This is a genomic window from Tepidiforma sp., from assembly GCF_034433535.1.
Taxonomy (GTDB): domain Bacteria; phylum Chloroflexota; class Dehalococcoidia; order Tepidiformales; family Tepidiformaceae; genus Tepidiforma.
Map to the genome: position 1 here is coordinate 14,232 of NZ_DAOUAO010000067.1, position 15,774 is coordinate 30,005.

General features: G+C 68.9%; 17 protein-coding genes. 10 read left to right on the forward strand and 7 right to left on the reverse strand.

All coding sequences use genetic code 11. From position 1 onward, the window contains the following. Positions 1–4 precede the first annotated feature (4 nt). On the reverse strand, positions 5–505 hold the full coding sequence (locus VAE46_RS03570; protein ID WP_322795543.1) for a YajQ family cyclic di-GMP-binding protein: 501 nt from the start codon (positions 503–505) through the stop codon (positions 5–7). Between the two features lie 119 nt (positions 506–624). Between VAE46_RS03570 and VAE46_RS03575 the strand changes: the two genes are divergently transcribed. Then, a complete protein-coding gene (locus tag VAE46_RS03575; protein WP_322795544.1) occupies positions 625–2,289 on the forward strand; it encodes an acyl-CoA mutase large subunit family protein in 1,665 nt (554 codons plus the stop codon). A 7-nt stretch (positions 2,290–2,296) separates the two neighbouring features. Beyond that, positions 2,297–3,460, forward strand: a complete 1,164-nt coding sequence (locus tag VAE46_RS03580) for a pyridoxal phosphate-dependent aminotransferase (RefSeq protein WP_322795545.1) — start codon at positions 2,297–2,299, stop codon at positions 3,458–3,460. A gap of 3 nt (positions 3,461–3,463) precedes the next feature. Here the strand turns inward: VAE46_RS03580 and VAE46_RS03585 are convergent, their stop codons facing one another. The 4 genes from VAE46_RS03585 to VAE46_RS03600 all read right to left on the reverse strand — a co-directional run bounded on the left by VAE46_RS03585 (position 3,464) and on the right by VAE46_RS03600 (position 6,622). Further along, positions 3,464–3,751: a Gmad2 immunoglobulin-like domain-containing protein gene (locus tag VAE46_RS03585; protein WP_322795546.1), complete on the reverse strand. Its 288-nt coding sequence runs from the start codon at positions 3,749–3,751 to the stop codon at positions 3,464–3,466. 329 nt (positions 3,752–4,080) lie between these two features. Then, complete coding sequence (locus VAE46_RS03590) at positions 4,081–4,599, reverse strand: DinB family protein (RefSeq protein ID WP_322795547.1); 519 nt, start codon at positions 4,597–4,599, stop codon at positions 4,081–4,083. A gap of 58 nt (positions 4,600–4,657) precedes the next feature. Then, entirely contained in the window at positions 4,658–5,647 is a 990-nt protein-coding gene (locus VAE46_RS03595) for a 2-dehydropantoate 2-reductase (protein WP_322795548.1), read from the reverse strand. A 42-nt stretch (positions 5,648–5,689) separates the two neighbouring features. Next, positions 5,690–6,622, reverse strand: coding sequence for an LLM class flavin-dependent oxidoreductase (locus VAE46_RS03600; RefSeq protein ID WP_322795549.1), 933 nt, complete (start codon positions 6,620–6,622; stop codon positions 5,690–5,692). 87 nt (positions 6,623–6,709) lie between these two features. On the opposite strand from VAE46_RS03600, the gene VAE46_RS03605 reads away from it, so the two are divergent. The 7 genes from VAE46_RS03605 (at position 6,710) to VAE46_RS03635 (ending at position 13,328) form a co-directional block, all read left to right on the forward strand. Further along, positions 6,710–7,420 (forward strand): histidine phosphatase family protein, encoded by a 711-nt coding sequence (locus VAE46_RS03605; protein ID WP_322795550.1) that lies wholly within the window; start codon positions 6,710–6,712, stop codon positions 7,418–7,420. Between the two features lie 67 nt (positions 7,421–7,487). Next, a complete protein-coding gene (locus VAE46_RS03610; protein ID WP_322795551.1) occupies positions 7,488–8,255 on the forward strand; it encodes a glucose 1-dehydrogenase in 768 nt (255 codons plus the stop codon). Positions 8,256–8,259: 4 nt separating this feature from the next. Next, on the forward strand, positions 8,260–8,739 hold the full coding sequence (locus VAE46_RS03615) for a GNAT family N-acetyltransferase (RefSeq protein ID WP_322795552.1): 480 nt from the start codon (positions 8,260–8,262) through the stop codon (positions 8,737–8,739). Between the two features lie 121 nt (positions 8,740–8,860). Beyond that, the gene (locus VAE46_RS03620; protein ID WP_322795553.1) at positions 8,861–10,639 is read left to right on the forward strand and encodes a bifunctional diguanylate cyclase/phosphodiesterase; all 1,779 of its coding nucleotides are present in this window, start codon (positions 8,861–8,863) and stop codon (positions 10,637–10,639) included. 102 nt (positions 10,640–10,741) lie between these two features. Then, positions 10,742–11,347 (forward strand): TetR/AcrR family transcriptional regulator, encoded by a 606-nt coding sequence (locus VAE46_RS03625; protein WP_322795554.1) that lies wholly within the window; start codon positions 10,742–10,744, stop codon positions 11,345–11,347. Positions 11,348–11,645: 298 nt separating this feature from the next. After that, a complete protein-coding gene (gene folE, locus VAE46_RS03630; RefSeq protein ID WP_416223934.1) occupies positions 11,646–12,191 on the forward strand; it encodes a GTP cyclohydrolase I FolE in 546 nt (181 codons plus the stop codon). A 126-nt stretch (positions 12,192–12,317) separates the two neighbouring features. Further along, positions 12,318–13,328, forward strand: coding sequence for an EAL domain-containing protein (locus tag VAE46_RS03635; protein ID WP_322795556.1), 1,011 nt, complete (start codon positions 12,318–12,320; stop codon positions 13,326–13,328). A 3-nt stretch (positions 13,329–13,331) separates the two neighbouring features. Here VAE46_RS03635 and VAE46_RS03640 read toward each other — a convergent pair whose 3' ends face one another. Beyond that, positions 13,332–14,090: a fumarylacetoacetate hydrolase family protein gene (locus tag VAE46_RS03640; RefSeq protein ID WP_322795557.1), complete on the reverse strand. Its 759-nt coding sequence runs from the start codon at positions 14,088–14,090 to the stop codon at positions 13,332–13,334. A 99-nt stretch (positions 14,091–14,189) separates the two neighbouring features. On the opposite strand from VAE46_RS03640, the gene VAE46_RS03645 reads away from it, so the two are divergent. Next, positions 14,190–14,618 carry a pyridoxamine 5'-phosphate oxidase family protein gene (locus VAE46_RS03645; protein WP_322795558.1) on the forward strand — a complete coding sequence of 143 codons (429 nt, stop codon included), beginning with the start codon at positions 14,190–14,192 and terminating at the stop codon, positions 14,616–14,618. A 27-nt stretch (positions 14,619–14,645) separates the two neighbouring features. Here VAE46_RS03645 and VAE46_RS03650 read toward each other — a convergent pair. Next, positions 14,646–15,774, reverse strand: a 1,129-nt coding sequence (locus VAE46_RS03650) for an acyl-CoA dehydrogenase family protein (RefSeq protein ID WP_322795559.1), incomplete at its 5' end; no start/stop codon positions are given.

Consider the following 15,774-nt stretch of genomic DNA (forward strand, 5'->3'; position numbering starts at 1 on the left):
CCCCTCAGCGGTAGTTGCCGAAGCGCAGCTCCACCCCCCAGTTCTCGGCGCGCACGTCCGCGATGACCTGCTGCAGCTCATCCCTGCTCGGCGAACTTACGCGCACCGCGTCGCCCTGCACCTGCGCCTGCGCCTTCTTGTACTTCCGCTCCTTGATGAACTTCACGATCTTCCGCGCCAGCTCTGGCTCCAGCCCCTGCACAATCGTCACCTCCTGCCGAACCGTGCCCCCGGATGCTTTCTGCACCGTGCCGCGAACCAGGTTCTTCACCGGCACACCGCGCGCCACCATCCGCTGCATCAGCACCTGCCACATCGCCTCGAGCTTGTAATCGTCCTGGGCGTGCAGCACCAGCCGGTTCGTGCCGTGCTCGTAGTCGATCTCGGCGACCATCCCCTTGAAATCGAAGCGGTTGCCGATCTCCTTCCGCGCCTGGTTGACCGCGTTGGCCACCTCCTGCAGGTCGGCCCCTGTCGTAATGTCGAAACTCTCATCCTTCGCCATGCCGCCGAGCGTACTCCGCGGGGCCGTCTTCGCTCCAGCCTTCAAACCCCTGCCCTGAGTCGTGTACAGTACGCCTTGGCCAGCCGGCCAAAACCTCTCGCCCCTACCGGAGACCCGCCATGCAGATCGACCCCGAACGCGCACGCCAGCTCCGCGCCGAATACGATGACGCCGTCCTCCGCGAAGGCAAAGAACTCGCCGGCCCCTTCATGACGGTCTCCGGAAGGCCCATCAACCGCCTCCACGACCCGACCGACACCGCCGACATCGACTACGAGCGCGATATCAACCTCCCCGGCCAGTATCCCTTCACCCGCGGCATCCACCGCACCGGCTACCGCGGCAAGCCCTGGACCATCCGCATGTTCAGCGGCTTCGGCTCCGTCGAAGAAACCAACCAGCGCTATAAGGACCTCCTCGCCGCCGGCAACAACGGCCTCTCCATCGCCTTCGATATGCCCACGCTCATGGGCTACGACCACGATGACCCCTGGGCCGAGGGCGAGTTCGGCGCCTGCGGCGTCGCCGTCGACCACCTCGGCGATATGGAGCTCCTCCTCGCAGATATCCCCCTCGACAAAATCACCACCTCCATGACCATCAACAGCCCGGCGCCCGTCGTCTGGGCCCTCTTCATCGCCGCCGCCGAAAAGCGCGGCATCCCCCGCGCGAAACTGGCCGGCACCCTCCAGAACGACATCCTCAAGGAGTACATCGCCCAGAACGAGTTCATCTACCCGCCGGCCGAGTCCATGCGGCTCGTGACCGACACGATCGAATTCGCCTCCCGCGAGATGCCGCTCTGGAACCCCATCTCCGTCTCCGGCTACCACATCCGCGAGGCCGGCGCCACCGCCGCCCAGGAGCTCGCCTTCACCCTCGCCGACGGCATCGAATACGTGAAGTGGGCCCTCGCCCGCGGCCTCGATATCGACTCCTTCGCGCCCCGCATCTCCTTCTTCTTCAACGCCCACAACGACTTCTTCGAGGAAATCGCCAAGTACCGCGCCGCCCGCCGCATCTGGGCCCGCCAGATGCGCGAACGCTTCGGCGCAAAGAACCCGCGCTCCTGGCTCATGCGCTTCCACACCCAGACCGCCGGCGTCTCCCTCACCGAACAGCAGCCCGAGGTCAACCTCATCCGCGTTGCCATCCAGGCCCTGGCGGCTGTCCTCGGCGGCACCCAGTCGCTCCACACCGACGCCATGGACGAGGCCATCGCCCTCCCCTCCGACAAGGCCGCACGCCTCGCCGTCCGCACGCAGCAGGTCATCCTCCACGAATCCGGCGTCATCAACACCGTCGACCCCCTCGGCGGGTCCTGGTTCGTTGAACGCCTCACCGCCGACATCGAACGCGACGCGCTCCGCTACTTCGAACAGATCGAAGCGCTCGGCGGCGTCATCCCCGCCATCGAAACCGGCTTCTTCCAGAAAGAAATCGCCGATGCCTCCGCCCGCTTCCAGCGCGAGGTCGATACCCGCGACCGCATCATCGTCGGCGTCAACGAGTACATCACCGAAGAACCCCGCGAAATCCCCATCCTCAAGATGGACCCCGAGGGCGAGAAACGGCACCTCGCGCGCCTCAAGAAGCACCGCGCCGAGCGCGACCCCGACCGCCACGCCGCCGCCCTGCTCGCGCTGGAGAACGCCAGCCGCGACCCGAAAGCCAACACCATGCCGTACATCCTCGACGCCGTGAACGCCGGCGCGACGGTTGGCGAAATCTGCAACATGTGGCGCAAAATCTTCGGCGAATACCGCGAACACGTGGTCGTATAGCCGCCGAATGCCCCGTACCCACATCGCCAGCCGCACCGGCGTCTTCAGCGAGTCGGTCATCCGTGAGATGACCCGGCTCGCTCATCTCCACGGCGCCATGAACCTCGCGCAGGGCTACCCCGACTTCCCTGCCCCGGAGTTCATCAAACAGGCCGCCATCGACGCCATCAACGCCGACCTCAACCAGTACGCCATCACCTGGGGCGCTCCCCGCCTGCGCCGCGCCATCGCCGAAAAGACCCGCCGCTTCTACGGCCTCGAGCTCGACCCCGACCGCGAAATCACCGTCACCTGCGGCGCCACCGAGGCCATGATGTGCGCCATGCTCGCCGTCGTCGAACCCGGCGACGAAATCATCGTCTTCGAGCCCTTCTACGAAAACTATGTCCCCGATGCCGCCATGAGCGGCGCCCGCCTCGTCTTCGTCACCCTCCGCGGCGAAAACTTCGCCTTCGACCCCGACGAGCTTCGCCGCGCCTTCTCCCCCCGCACCCGCGCCATCATCGTCAACACGCCGAATAACCCCAGCGGCAAGGTCTTCACCCGCGCCGAACTCGAGATCATCGCCGGCCTCTGCCAGGAGTTCGATACCCTCTGCATCACCGACGAAATCTACGAGCACATCCTCTACGACCACCACGAGCACATCCCCATCGCGACCCTCCCCGGGATGTTCGAGCGGACCATCACCATCTCCGGCCTCTCGAAGACCTTCTCGGTCACCGGCTGGCGCCTCGGCTACCTCATCGCCCCGCCCCATCTCACCGATGCCCTGCGCAAGGTCCACGACTTCCTCACCGTCGGAGCCCCCGCGCCGCTCCAGGAAGCCGCCGCCACCGCCATCGAGCAGGCCGATGCCTACTACCCCGAGCTGCGGACCATGTACGCCGAAAAGCGCGCCATCCTCCTCGCCGCGCTCCGCGAGGCCGGCTTCCGCTGCCATCAGCCAGAAGGCGCCTACTACATCATGGCCGACTTCTCCGACCTCGCCTTCGAAGGCGACGACACCGCCTTCGCCCACCACCTCATCCGCGATATCGGCGTCGCCCCGGTCCCCGGCTCCAGCTTCTACCGCCCCGGCAGCACCGGCGGCTCGCGCATGGTCCGGTTCACCTTCTCCAAGTCCGAAGCGACCCTGCGCGAAGCCGCCCGTCGCCTCGCCCGCCTCTAACGCCTACGGCAGCAGCACCAGCGGCACCTGCACGATTTTCGAATCCGAGCCGTCCTTCGCGCTCTGCTGGTAGATGCGCAGGCAGGCCGGCGTTGGCGCACTCACCGAAAACGTCAGTTGCACGCTGAAGGGCGAGAGCACCTGACCCTGCTGCGCCATGCCCACCACGTGCGCCAGCTGGTTCGCGTTCCCGTCGACCAGCTGCGCCTGGAAGGTTGCCTCGAACGCCTCCACCATCCCCGTCACCGTCAGCGGGCTCGTCACGCTGGCGTTCGGCAGCGGCTGGCTCACCACCGCCACGGTCGCCGGCGCCGGGTCCGGATTCGGCGGGCAGACATTTACCGGCGTTGTCGGCGTCGCGGTCGGCGGCTGCGTTGGGGCCTGAGTCGGCGGCTGGGTTGGCGGTTGCGTCGGAGGCTGGGCCGTCGCCGTCGGTGAGGGCGCCGGGGCCGACTCGTTGGAAGAACACCCGAGGGCTCCGGCGCCGGCCAGCACGACAGCCCCCAGCAGTACGACACGGGTCAGCCAGTGCATCGCAATCCCTCCTGCAGAAAACGTCCTCGCAGGAGTATCGACCCCGCGCCGCGGATTGTCTTACACGCGTTGCCCCCGGCCCCGCCTCAGATGCCGAAGCTGATCCCCATCTGCCCCTTGAGTGCGTTCACCTCGCCGAGGTGCATGAACCCGTGCGTCATCACCACCTGCCGCAGCACCTTCCATTTCGGCATCTCGCCGAGCGGCCGGATCATCTGCATCTCCTCCAGCTGCTCCATCGGGACGTTCTTCAGGAACTCCAGCGTCGAAGCCTTCACCCGCTCCCCGTACTCCCGCAGCGGCGCCACCGCAACTCTCACCGCCCGCGCATCCTCAAGCGACATCCCCGTGCCCTGCCCCACCGGCGGCAGACCCAGGCGCTCGGCAAACCCCTCCGACATCCACACCGTCGGCTTCCGCCCCTGCAGCACGAAATTCACGATGTCGTCCTGCGTCCGCAGCGCGTGCCACGCATTGAAGCCGATGCTCACGCACTTGCCGTCCGGCAGCCAGTTCGCCTGCTCGTCCGTCAGGTCCTTCAGCGCATCGTCGAACCACGAGTCCATCTGGTCGATGCCGTCAATCAGCAGGTCGCGAATATCCATCGAATCCCCTCCCGGGTGTGAGTGCCGGCGTCAGTCTGGACTCCGCGCGACCGTTTCGTCAAACAACCGACTGCGGGGCGGCCACATCCTCGGCCGTCAGCGACTGCCGCACCCCCCGCCGGACCAGGTCCGCCTGCCGAACCAGCGCGTAGAGTGTCGCCATCGTCGGGGTCGAAACGCCCAGCTCCCTCGCCCGCCGCACCGGGTTGCCGAGGATCGCCTCCACCTCCAGCGGCCGCCCGAGCACGTAGTCGATGACCATGCTCGTCCGGTAATCCCCCATCACATCGGTCTGGGCGAACATCCGCGCGACCACGTCATCCTCATCCAGCCGTGCCTCGTTGCCGTGTGCAGCCAGGTCGGCGTTTCCGGCCGCGACCACCTCGCGCATCGCCCGCTCGGCCGTCGCGCGCAGTTCCGGGTCGTCCAGGATGCTCCTTGTGCCGACGCCGCCGGCGGCCACGCTCAGCCCGTTGAACGGGATGTTCCAGCACAGCTTCTCCCACCGCGCGTAGAGCAGGTTGGGCGCGACAACGACCTCGATGCCGCCGCTCCCGAGCAACCCGGCCAGTTCCGCCGTCTGCCGGGCATCGTCCTGGAAGTGCCCAATCGAAACGCGCCCGTACGCCAGGTGGTGGATGACGCCCGGCTCCCCCCGGTTGATGCACACGAAGGCCATCCCGCCGAATACCCGCTCCCCGCCGAACCATTCCGCCAGCAGCGGCTCGTTGCCCAGGCCGTTCATGAGTGCCAGGATGCGCGTCCCCGGCCCCACGCACGGCGCAATCAGCTCGCGCGCCTCCCCGATGGCGGTCGCCTTGAGCGCGCATACCACCCAGTCCACCTCGCCGATCTCCTCCGGCCGCGCGAAGCACTGCACCGGGTCCAGGCAGAAATCGCCCGCCACGCTGAACACCCGCAGCCCGCGTGCCCGCCAGGCGTCCAGCTCGCTCCGCACCAGGAACCGCACGTCGTGGCCTGCCAGGGCCAGCCGCCCGCCGTAGTAGCCGCCCACCGCACCCGAGCCGATGACCGCGATCCGCGCCACGCCGGGAGGATACGAAATTCCCCCGCAGCGCGGAACCGGCGCCTACCCGGCCAGGCCGTGCAGCGCCGCCCGCACTTCCGCCGCCCGCTCGATCGCTTCCTCGGGGGTCGCCTGCGCCGTGATCAGGTTCACGTGCCGGGCACCCCGCTCCACGAACTGCCAGATGAACGCCGCCACCTCCTCCGCGGTCCCGAACGGCGTATACCGCTCGAAACGCTCGAACGGCACCCGGTAGGTCGCCTCCATCGCCCGCGCCACCCGCTCCCGCGCCTCCCCGCGTTCGCCCGCGACGCTCGTCCAGAACTGCATGCCCGGCTCGACCGCCCCCGGCTCCCGCCCCGCCGCCGCAGCCTCGTCCCGGATACGCTCGACGGCCTCTGTGAACCGCTCTGGCGTCAGCCAGATGCCGGTGTACCCATCCCCGAGCCGCCCCGCCCGCCGCAGCGCCGCCTCGCTCCGCCCGCCCACGAAGATCGGCACCGGCCGCGTGGGCTTCGGGTAGACCGTCACATCCTCCAGCACGAAATGCCGGCCCCGGAACGTCACCCCGTCCTCAGTCCAGAGCCGTTGAAGAATGGTAATCGCCTCGTTCGTCCGCGCTCCCCGCGTCCGCGGGTCCACCCCGCAGCTCCAGAACTCGTGCGGGTCTTCCCCGCCCACCCCGATACCCAGCGTGAACCGACCCAGGCTCAGCTGGTCGAGCTGCGCCACCTGGAGCGCCACCGGCACCGGGTGCCGCAGCGGCAGCAGGTACACCGCCGTCTTCAGGTCAATGCGCTCAGTGACAGCCGCCGCCGCGGTCAGCGTCACCAGCCCGTCGTTCCCGAAGCCGTAGAACGTCACGTGGTCGCCCGCCACGAGCCCATCCAGCCCCAGGGCCTCCGCTCTCCGGGCAGCATCCAGCACCATCTCACCGGTCGTGCCCGTCCGCAGGTCCCAGCCGCGCAGCATCACCGAAACGTGCGGCGCCCGCATGGCCCCAATCATACCGGCCGGCTGCTGCTTTCACCGCTCGCGTCAATCTGGGATAGTCCGATGCGAAACCCCTCCCCCGGAGCCACCATGTCCAGCGGCCAGGCACGCACCCCCATGATCTTCGACCGCGCCTTCCTCACCGATGTCGAAGGCGTCACTGAACTCATCTTCGTTCGCCACGGCGAGCAGTACGTCCCGGACCCGCGCTCTGGCCCGGTCGGCGATACCTTCGACCCGCCCCTGAGCGACCGCGGCCGCCAGCAGGCCGAAGCCGTCGCCGCCCGCCTCAGCGTGGACCGTGTCGATGCCGTCTACGCCAGCCCGCTCCGCCGCGCCTTCGATACCGGCGCCGCCATCGCCCGTCACCATCGCCTCGACCCCATCGTCATCAACGACCTGCGCGAAGTCGAAATCTTCCGCGACATCCCGCCCGAAAAGTCCGCGCTCGAATTCCTCGGCAAAGCCCTCCTCCTCGGTGTCCGCGAGCGCATGCTCCGCGAGCGCAAGTGGGATGTGTATCCCTACTCGGAATCCTCGTTCGAATTCCGAAAGCGCACCGTCAACGCCGTCGAGGCCATCATCGCCGAGAACGAGGGCCGCCGCGTCGTCATCGCCTGCCATGGCGGCGTCATCAACGCCTACATCGGCCACATCATCGGCAGCCCCTACGACATGTTCTTCCGGCCGGCCCACGCCTCGATCTCCATCGTCTACGCGGGGCAGGGAATCCGCGCCCTCCAGTCTCTCAACGATATCCACCACCTCCGCACCGGCGAGTGGAACCTCGTGAGCCACTAGCCGGCTGGCGCACAACGCCCCGGCGGCCCCAGAATCCCCGCACCACCCCATCAGGCAGGAGGATTCCATGCCCGTCGCCGATTTCTCGCTCGCCGGCAAGGTCGCCATCGTCACCGGCGGCAGCCGCGGCATCGGCCGCTCTATCGCCATCGCCCTCGCCGAAGCCGGCGCCGATGTCGCCGTTGCCGCCCGCAAGCCCGAATCGCTGGAAGAGACGGTTGCCGCCATTCGCGCCACCGGCCGCCGCGCCATCGCTGTCCCTACCAACGTCCGCGAGATGGCCGCCCTCGAAAACCTCGTCGCGGAGACCAAACGGCAGCTCGGCCGCATCGATATCCTCGTCAACAACGCCGCCACCAACCCCGTCTTCGGCCCCATCGCCAACCTCGATGAGCGCGCCTGGGACACGATCATGAACACCAACGTCAAGTCGGCCTTCTTCCTCAGCAAGCTTGTGCGCGAGGCCATCCTCGAACACGGCCAGGGCGGGTCCATCATCAACGTCAGCTCGACCGGCGGGTTCCGCGCGTCCACCGGTCTCGGCGCCTACTCCGTCTCGAAGGCCGCCATCATCATGCTCACCCAGGTCTGCGCCAAGGAGTGGGGCGCCGATGGCATCCGCGTCAACTGCATCGCCCCGGGCCTCATCCGCACCGAGTTCTCCCGCGCCCTCTGGGAAAACGAAGCCATCCTCAAGAACTCCGTCCAGGCGAGCGCCCTCAAGCGCATCGGCGAACCCGACGAAATGGCCGGCGCCGTCGTCTACTTCGCCAGCCCGGCCAGCTCCTTCACGACCGGCCAGACCCTCATCCTCGACGGGGGCGCGCTCGCCTGACCCCATGACCGACATGCTCGTCCGGCTCTACGACCTCCCGCCGGTCGAGCCCCTGCTCGAACGGCTCGCCGCCGCCGGCATCACCTGCCGGCGGCCCGAGGCCTTCGAGCGCTCCGCCGTCCTCGCCTTCGTTGCGCGCGAGTTCCCCGGCTGGGTCGATGAAGTCACCGTCGCGCTCTCGCGGTCGCCCGCGACCTGCTTCGTCGCCGCCCGCGAAGGCCGCCCTGTCGGGTTCGCGGCCTACCACGCCACCCGCCCGGACTTCTTCGGCCCCACCGGTGTGGAGGAGGGCGAACGCGGCCGCGGCATCGGCGCGGCCCTGCTCCTCCTCGCCCTCCACGCCATGGCCGCCGAGGGCTACGCCTACGCCATCATCGGCTCGGTGGGGCCTGCCGCCTTCTACGAGCGCACCGTCGGCGCCGTCCCCATCCCCGGCAGCGATCCCGGCATTTTCCGCTCCCGGCTCCAATCGCCAGCCCCGTGACCCGTCGGGGGCAATCCAGTGACCAATCGTTACAGCTCATTGAACAGTTCTTGAACGCCCATACGCCGCCGGCGCGGGTGTTCCGACACTGGGGGTGAACCTCTTCCCGCCGGCAGGCCCCATGACGACGCCCATCGCCTCCCTCGTGACCGCCGCCAGCGCCCGCCGCACGGTCCAGCACGCCCTCGAAACCGGCGCCGTCCGCAGCCTCTGTCAGCCCATCGTCTCCCTCTCCACCGGCGAGACCTTCGGCTTCGAGGCTCTCTCCCGCCCCGAATGCCCCGCGCCGCTCGATAACCCCCAGCACTTCCTCGCCGCCGCGGCCGCCGCCAATCTCCTCGCCCAGGTCGACCAGGCCTGGCGGGTCGCCGCCGTCACGCGCTTCGGCCCGCTCCTCGCCGCCGACCAGGCGCTCTTCCTCAACTGCACACCGCGCGCCTTCGAAACCGGCTACCTGCGCCCGGGCCCCTTCCAGGCGTTCGTCCGCCGCCACGGCCTCCACCCCGAGCGGGTCGTGCTCGAAATCACCGAAGAACACGCCATCGAAGACTTCGACCACATGCGCCGGCTCCTCAGCGCCTTCCGCGCCTGCGGTTTCCTGATCGCTATCGATGATGCCGGCGCCGGCCCGTCCTCGCTCCAGTCCATCGTCGAACTCCGCCCCGACTTCATCAAGCTCGACCGCTGGCTCGCCCGCGACATCGAATTCGACCGCGGCCGCCGATCCATGGTCGAAGCCATCGCCTCGGTGGCGGCAGAAGTCGGTGCCCGCCTGATCGCCGAGGGCATCGAAAGCGCGGGCCAGCTCGCCGCCTTCGTCGAGCTCGGCGCCCACTTCGGGCAGGGCTATTTCCTCGGGCGGCCGGAGGCGCTCCCTCTACCCGCCGTCCCAGAAGCGCGCAACGAAATCCGCCTTGCCAACCGGCGCCGCCGCGAGCTTCCGCTCGCCGCCCGCGTCGGCGACCTCGTCACCATCACGCCCACGGTCCCCGCCGACACCCCCGGCAGCACCGTGTTCGAGCTCTTCCACACCAACCTCCACCTCCAGGCGGTCGTCGTCGTTGAGCAGGACCGCCCCCGGGTCCTCGGCATCATCACCCGCGGGCGCATCTACGAACGCATGACCGGCCAGTTCGGCCTCCCCCTCAACGGCCGGCGCCCCGCCCGCGACCTGTGCGCTCCCGCGACCCTCGTCGATGCCGCCCTTGCACCGCGCGTTGCGGCCCGTGTGGCCCTCGAACGGCCGGGCGCAGCCCAGGAGGACCCCCTCGTCGTGCTCGATGGTGGTGCCCCTGCCGGCATCGTTCGCCTTCCCGAGCTGCTCCAGGCCGTCCTTGCCGAAGAAGTGGCCGAGGCCCGCAACCTCAACCCGCTCACCGGCCTCCCCGGCAACCAGCGCATCCGCCAGCAGGTCGAGCAGCTCCGGGCGAACCCCGGCCAGTGGCTCATCCTCTACGCCGACCTCGACAACTTCAAACACTTCAACGACCGCCACGGATTCGCCCACGGCGATACCGCGATTCTCCAGCTCGCCCGCATCCTCACCGATGCCGCCGCCCGCTGCGTCCGCGAACCATTCATCGGTCATGTGGGCGGCGATGATTTCGTCATCCTGCTCCACGCCGGCGATCTCCCCACCTTCCGCCTCGCCTGCCAGCGCGCCCTCGCCGAACCCCACTGGTTTGACCCCGCCCGCAAACTCCAGGGCGTCGTGCTGACCGCCTCCATCGGGGGCTGCCCGCTCGCCGCGCTTTCCGGCCTCGCCTACGAAGACCTCGCCGAGACCCTCGCCCGCGCAAAGCGCATCGTCAAATCGAGCGGCGGCAACTCCTTCCGCATCTTCGAGGACCTCAGCCCCGAGAGCATCGGCAACGCGCTCGGCGAAGAGCAGGCCGCCTGACCACCGGGCTCGCCCACAGCTCGAACCTCCGGTACAGTCTGTTCGAGTTCGAACGCCGTCCTTCGACAGCACGCCCGAACACCACCCCGCACCGGAGCCACCATGACCGCAGCCCCTGCAGCACCCGGCCGCCTCGAGCGGCGCAAGGCCCGCACCCGCGCAGCCATCCTCGCAGCCGCTACCCGCCTCTTCCACGAGCAGGGATTCGAGGCCACCTCCATCCAGCAAATCGCCGAACTGGCTGACACCGGCGTCGGAACCCTCTACGGCTACTTCCACTCGAAAGAAGACATCCTCCGCGAAGTCCTCCGCCAATCGCGCGATGAGGCCGTCGCACGCTACCAGTCCGCCGTTTCCGCCGACACCCCGGCCATTGAGCGCATCTCCCGCGCCCTCGAATCGATGGCCGCCTACCTCGACCAGAACCGGCGCGTCCTGGTGTCCGTCTTTCGTCTCGCAGCGAAAGAACGCCCGATCGACGACGATTACGCCGAGTGGCTGCTCCGCAGCTTCACCGAACTCATCGAAGCCGGCATCCGCAGCGGCGAATTCCGCGCCGTCCCCGCAGATGCCGCCGCGCGCATGCTCATCACCACCGTCATGACCGCCACCCTCGGCATCGGCGCCTGGGCCGGCCGCCACCGCGACCCGGACCTCCTGCCCGAAATCCAGCAGCTCGCCCGGGCGCTGCTCTGCCGCGAGCCCTAAACCGGGTCAAAAACGCCGAAGCGGCGCGAAGGCACATCCCGGAATGGGGGACCGGGAAGTCTCACCTGCCTTCGCGCCGCCGCCGGCGGGGGTACCACAGCAACCCCCGCACGGTCGCCTTCAGTCTCCGGCCGAGTGCTCGTCTCGTGCACGGTCGTTCGGCCCCGATCGCCCCGGTCGTTCGGCCCGCGCCGTGACGCCCCGAACATCCTGTCCCCGCTTCGCCTGCTACGATCGCTCCATCCTTGTACGGAGCCCCGCCTTGACCACAGCTGCTACCGGGCCCGATCAGGCCCGCATCCGCGCCGCCGTCGTCGAACTGCTCAAAGCCATCGGCGATGATCCCACCCGAGACGGCCTCATCGACACCCCGCGCCGCATCGCCGAAATGTACGCCGAGATCTTCGAGGGGCTCTTCATCGACCCCCGCGAGCACCTCCGCGTCGGCTTCGAAGTCGCCCACGATGAAATGGTCATCCTCCGCAACATCCCCTTCTACAGCATGTGCGAGCACCACTTCCTGCCGTTCCACGGCGAAGCCCACGTCGGCTACATCCCCGATGGCCGCGTCGTCGGCATCTCGAAGCTCGCCCGTGTGGTCGAAGGCTACGCTCGCCGCCCCCAGATCCAGGAGCAGCTCACCAGCCAGATCGCCGAGGCCATCCAGGATGTCCTCCAGCCCGATGGCGTCGCCGTCGTCATCGAAGCCGAACACCTCTGCATGACCATGCGCGGCGTCAAGAAGCCGGGCTCCCGGATGGTCACCAGCGCCATGCGCGGCGACTTCAAGTCCTCCCACGTCACCCGCGCCGAATTCCTATCCCTCGTCCACGGCCACCACTAGGGCTTCAGAATCTCCACCGCCGCGCCGATAGTCGAGGGCGGAACCATCCCGGAGGTTCGTGCCCTGTCCGCCTGTTCCGATTGCAACCTGCCCGGGCCGCTCCCGCCCGCGGGCTCCCTGCTGGTGGTGCCCCCGTTCGAACCGCTCGCCGGCCTGCTTGCCGACCGACTGCGAGCCGAGGGGTACTCCGTCACCTGCGACCTGCCCGGCACCCTGTCCGCAGGCTTCGGGCCCGGTGAGCTGTCTCCCCTGGCAGCAATGGTCCGCGATGCCCTCCCGCAGCTTGAACTCGCCAACGCACGGGGCCTCCTCCTTGGGCCGGGCGAACCTCCCGGTCCCGCAGCCCTCCTGCGCCTCGAACCGCTCGACCGCCTGCTCCAGCGCATCGATGCCGACTGGCTGGTCGAAGTGCTGCGCGCCGGCCGCCTCGCCAGCGCCTTCCAGCCGATCTTCGATGCACATGGGCGCCTCGTCGCCCACGAATGCCTCCTGCGCGGCATCGGACCCGATGGTGCGCCCTCCATCCCGCCCGGTGCCCTCTATGGCGCTGCCACCACGGGCCAGCTGCTCTTCGCGCTCGACCGCATGGCGCGGCTCACCCACATCCGGAACGGCGCGCCCGCTGCCCGCGCCGGCGACCTCTTCATCAACTTCACCCCGGCCGCCATCTACAACCCCGCCTTCTGCCTTCGCTCAACCGTCGAGGCCGTCAAATCCGCCGGCATCAGGCCGGAGCGGATCGTTTTCGAGGTGGTCGAAACCGAGCGCATCAACGATATGAACCACCTCGCCGCCATCCTCTCCGTCTACCGGGCTGCCGGCTTTCGCGTCGCCCTGGATGATTTCGGCAGCGGCTTTTCCTCCCTTGCCCTTCTCGAGCGCGTGCGCCCCGACGTCGTAAAGATCGATATGGGGCTCATCCGCAACGTCGATACCGACCCCTACCGGGCGAGCATCACCGCCCGCATCATCGAACTGGCCCGCTCGCTCGGCATGGTCACCCTGGCCGAAGGCATCGAGACGCCGGGGGAACTCGCGTGGTGCCGAAAGGCCGGCGCAGACTACTTCCAGGGCTACTACCTCGGCCGTCCCGCCGCCGAGCCGCTCCCGGCCGGGGTCGCCGCCCGCGCCGCCTGACCGTTAGCCCGCCTTCACTTCATTGCGCAGCACCCCGGCGCCCGTCACCTCCACCTCAACCACATCGCCCGGGTGGATTTCCGGCGGGCTCCCCGGCGTACCGGTGTAGATAATGTCGCCCGGCTCGAGCGTCATCACCGCGCTCACCAGCCGGACGATCTCCGGAATGTCGCGGATGAGCTCCGTCGAGTGCCCCCGCTGCACCTCCCGCCCGTTCACCCGCGTCACCACTTCCAGCCCGTCGTGTGGAAGCCCCGTCACAATCGCCGGTCCGAACACCCCGAAGGTGTCCGACCCCTTCGCGCGCCACCACTGCCCATCGCGCTGCTGCCATTCCCGCGCCGAGACGTCGTTCCCGGCCGTGTAGCCGAACACCCCGGCCAGCGCCTCCTCCCGGCTCGCGCCCTTCAGCTGCCGGCCGATGACCACCACGATCTCCCCTTCCGGGTCCACCCGCCCGCAGCCGGCGGGCAGCACGATCGCGTCCCCCGGCCCGGCAATGCTCGAAAGCGGCTTGAAGAAGAGCGTCGGCGGGTCCGGCGCCGGCCTGCCCTGCAGGTGGCTCGCGTAGTTCAGCCCCACGCAGACGATGTTCCGCGGCGAGCACGGCGGCAGCAGCCGCACGTCACTCAACGCCACCAGCTCGCCGGTTGGCCGCGTCCCCTCCCAGAACGGCTCCTCGATAACCCGGATCGTCTCCCCTTCCAACAGGCCCGCGCCCGTGCGGCCATCCCGTCGTTCGAACCGTACGTACACAGCCATGCGCAGCCCTCCAGCGATGCCTCCCAATCCTCACTCGACAGCCCGCGCGCCGCAAATCACACTGGAACGTGCCCTGGAACCACATCACGGAGGTTCCCGTTGCCCGCCAGGCTCACCCTCGAAGAAATCCACGCCTTCCTCGATTCCCGCCCCGGCTGGATTGCCCTCTCCACCATCTCGCCTTCAGGCCACCCCCACACCGTCCCCATCGGCTACTTCCGCCTCGGCGACAAAATCTACATGGGCTGCCGCAAGGGCACCCAGAAGACGAAAAACGTCGAGCGCAATCCCCGCGTCTCGCTCATGCTCGAGTCCGGCACCACCATGCAGGACATCAAGGGGGTCTGCATCCAGGGTACCGGCCGCGTGATCACCGACCCCGCCGAGACCCTCCGGCTCCGCCGCGAAGCCATGCGCCGCCGCGGCGTCCCGGAGGAGCAGCTCCCCACGGAGGTCGGCCCCGATACCGCGTATATCGAGGTCACCCCGACCCGCTACATCTCCTGGGACTACAGCCGGCAGGGGTAGGTTGCGGCCGCCGAGGTGCCCGACGCCCTAGCCGAGCGACCCGGCAGGCACCGGCGACCCATCCGCCAGCGCGTCCAGCCACCCCAGCGGCGCTGTGCTCAGCTCCAGGGGGTCGACCCGCTCCACGTACCGGCGGCGGTACTCCCGCGCCACGAGCAGCTTGCCGTAGCCCGCGCCCGCCCGGGCTTCGAGGTCGCCTTCTGCGGTGAGGAGCGCGGCGCAGGTTGCCGCCGCCAGCCGGTCGCACATCGCGGCCATCTTCGCCTCCCGCTCCTCCTCACCCGCTTCGAGCAGCCGCTCGAAGCGGTGCCGCACTGCCGCCAGCTGCTCCAGCATGGCCGCGGCCTCCCCGCGCGCCAGCGGGTCCTCCACGCCCCGCAGTCGCTCCTCCAGCTCCCCGAAGAGCGCTGCATCAGCCCCGTTCCGCTGCGCCGCACGCGCCACGTCCAGCGCCACCACATTCTCCGCTCCCTCCCAGATGCTCCCGAGGTGCGCATCCCGCAGCAGCCGGGCGTTCACCCACTCCTCGATGTACCCGTTCCCGCCGCGCAGGTTCATCGCCATCCCCGCCGTCCAGCGCGCCCGCCGGCAGTTCGCATACTTGATGAGCGGCGTGGTAATGCGCACCACCAGCTCGTCGTGCTCCGAACCCGCGTCCGCCCGGTCCAGCGCCTGCGCCGCGAACAGCACGATCGAGAGCGCTGCCTGTGAATCCAGCACCATCTCGAACAGCTGTTCCCGCACCAGCGGCAGGTCGAACAGCGCCTTCCCGAAGGCCGAACGCCCCCGCGCGTGGACCACCGCCTCCAGCAGCGACCGACGCATCAGCGCCGCCGCCCGCATCCCGTTGCTCAGCCGCGAGACGTTGATCATCTCGGCCATCTGCGCGAACCCGCGGTCGATCGCCCCCACGACGTACCCGGTCGCGCCCTCGAACTCGTACTCACCCGTCGGCATCGAGCGCGAGCCCAGCTTCTCCTTCAGTCGGCGGATGACGTACCGGTTGCGGCTCCCGTCGGGCAGCACCTTCGGCACCAGGAACATCCCCAGCCCCTTCGTGCCCGGCGGCGCCCCTTCCGGCCGCGCCAGCGCCAGGTGGACATCCGCTCCGGCGTTCGAGCAGAACCACTTCTCGCCCCAGATGCGCCACTCCCCA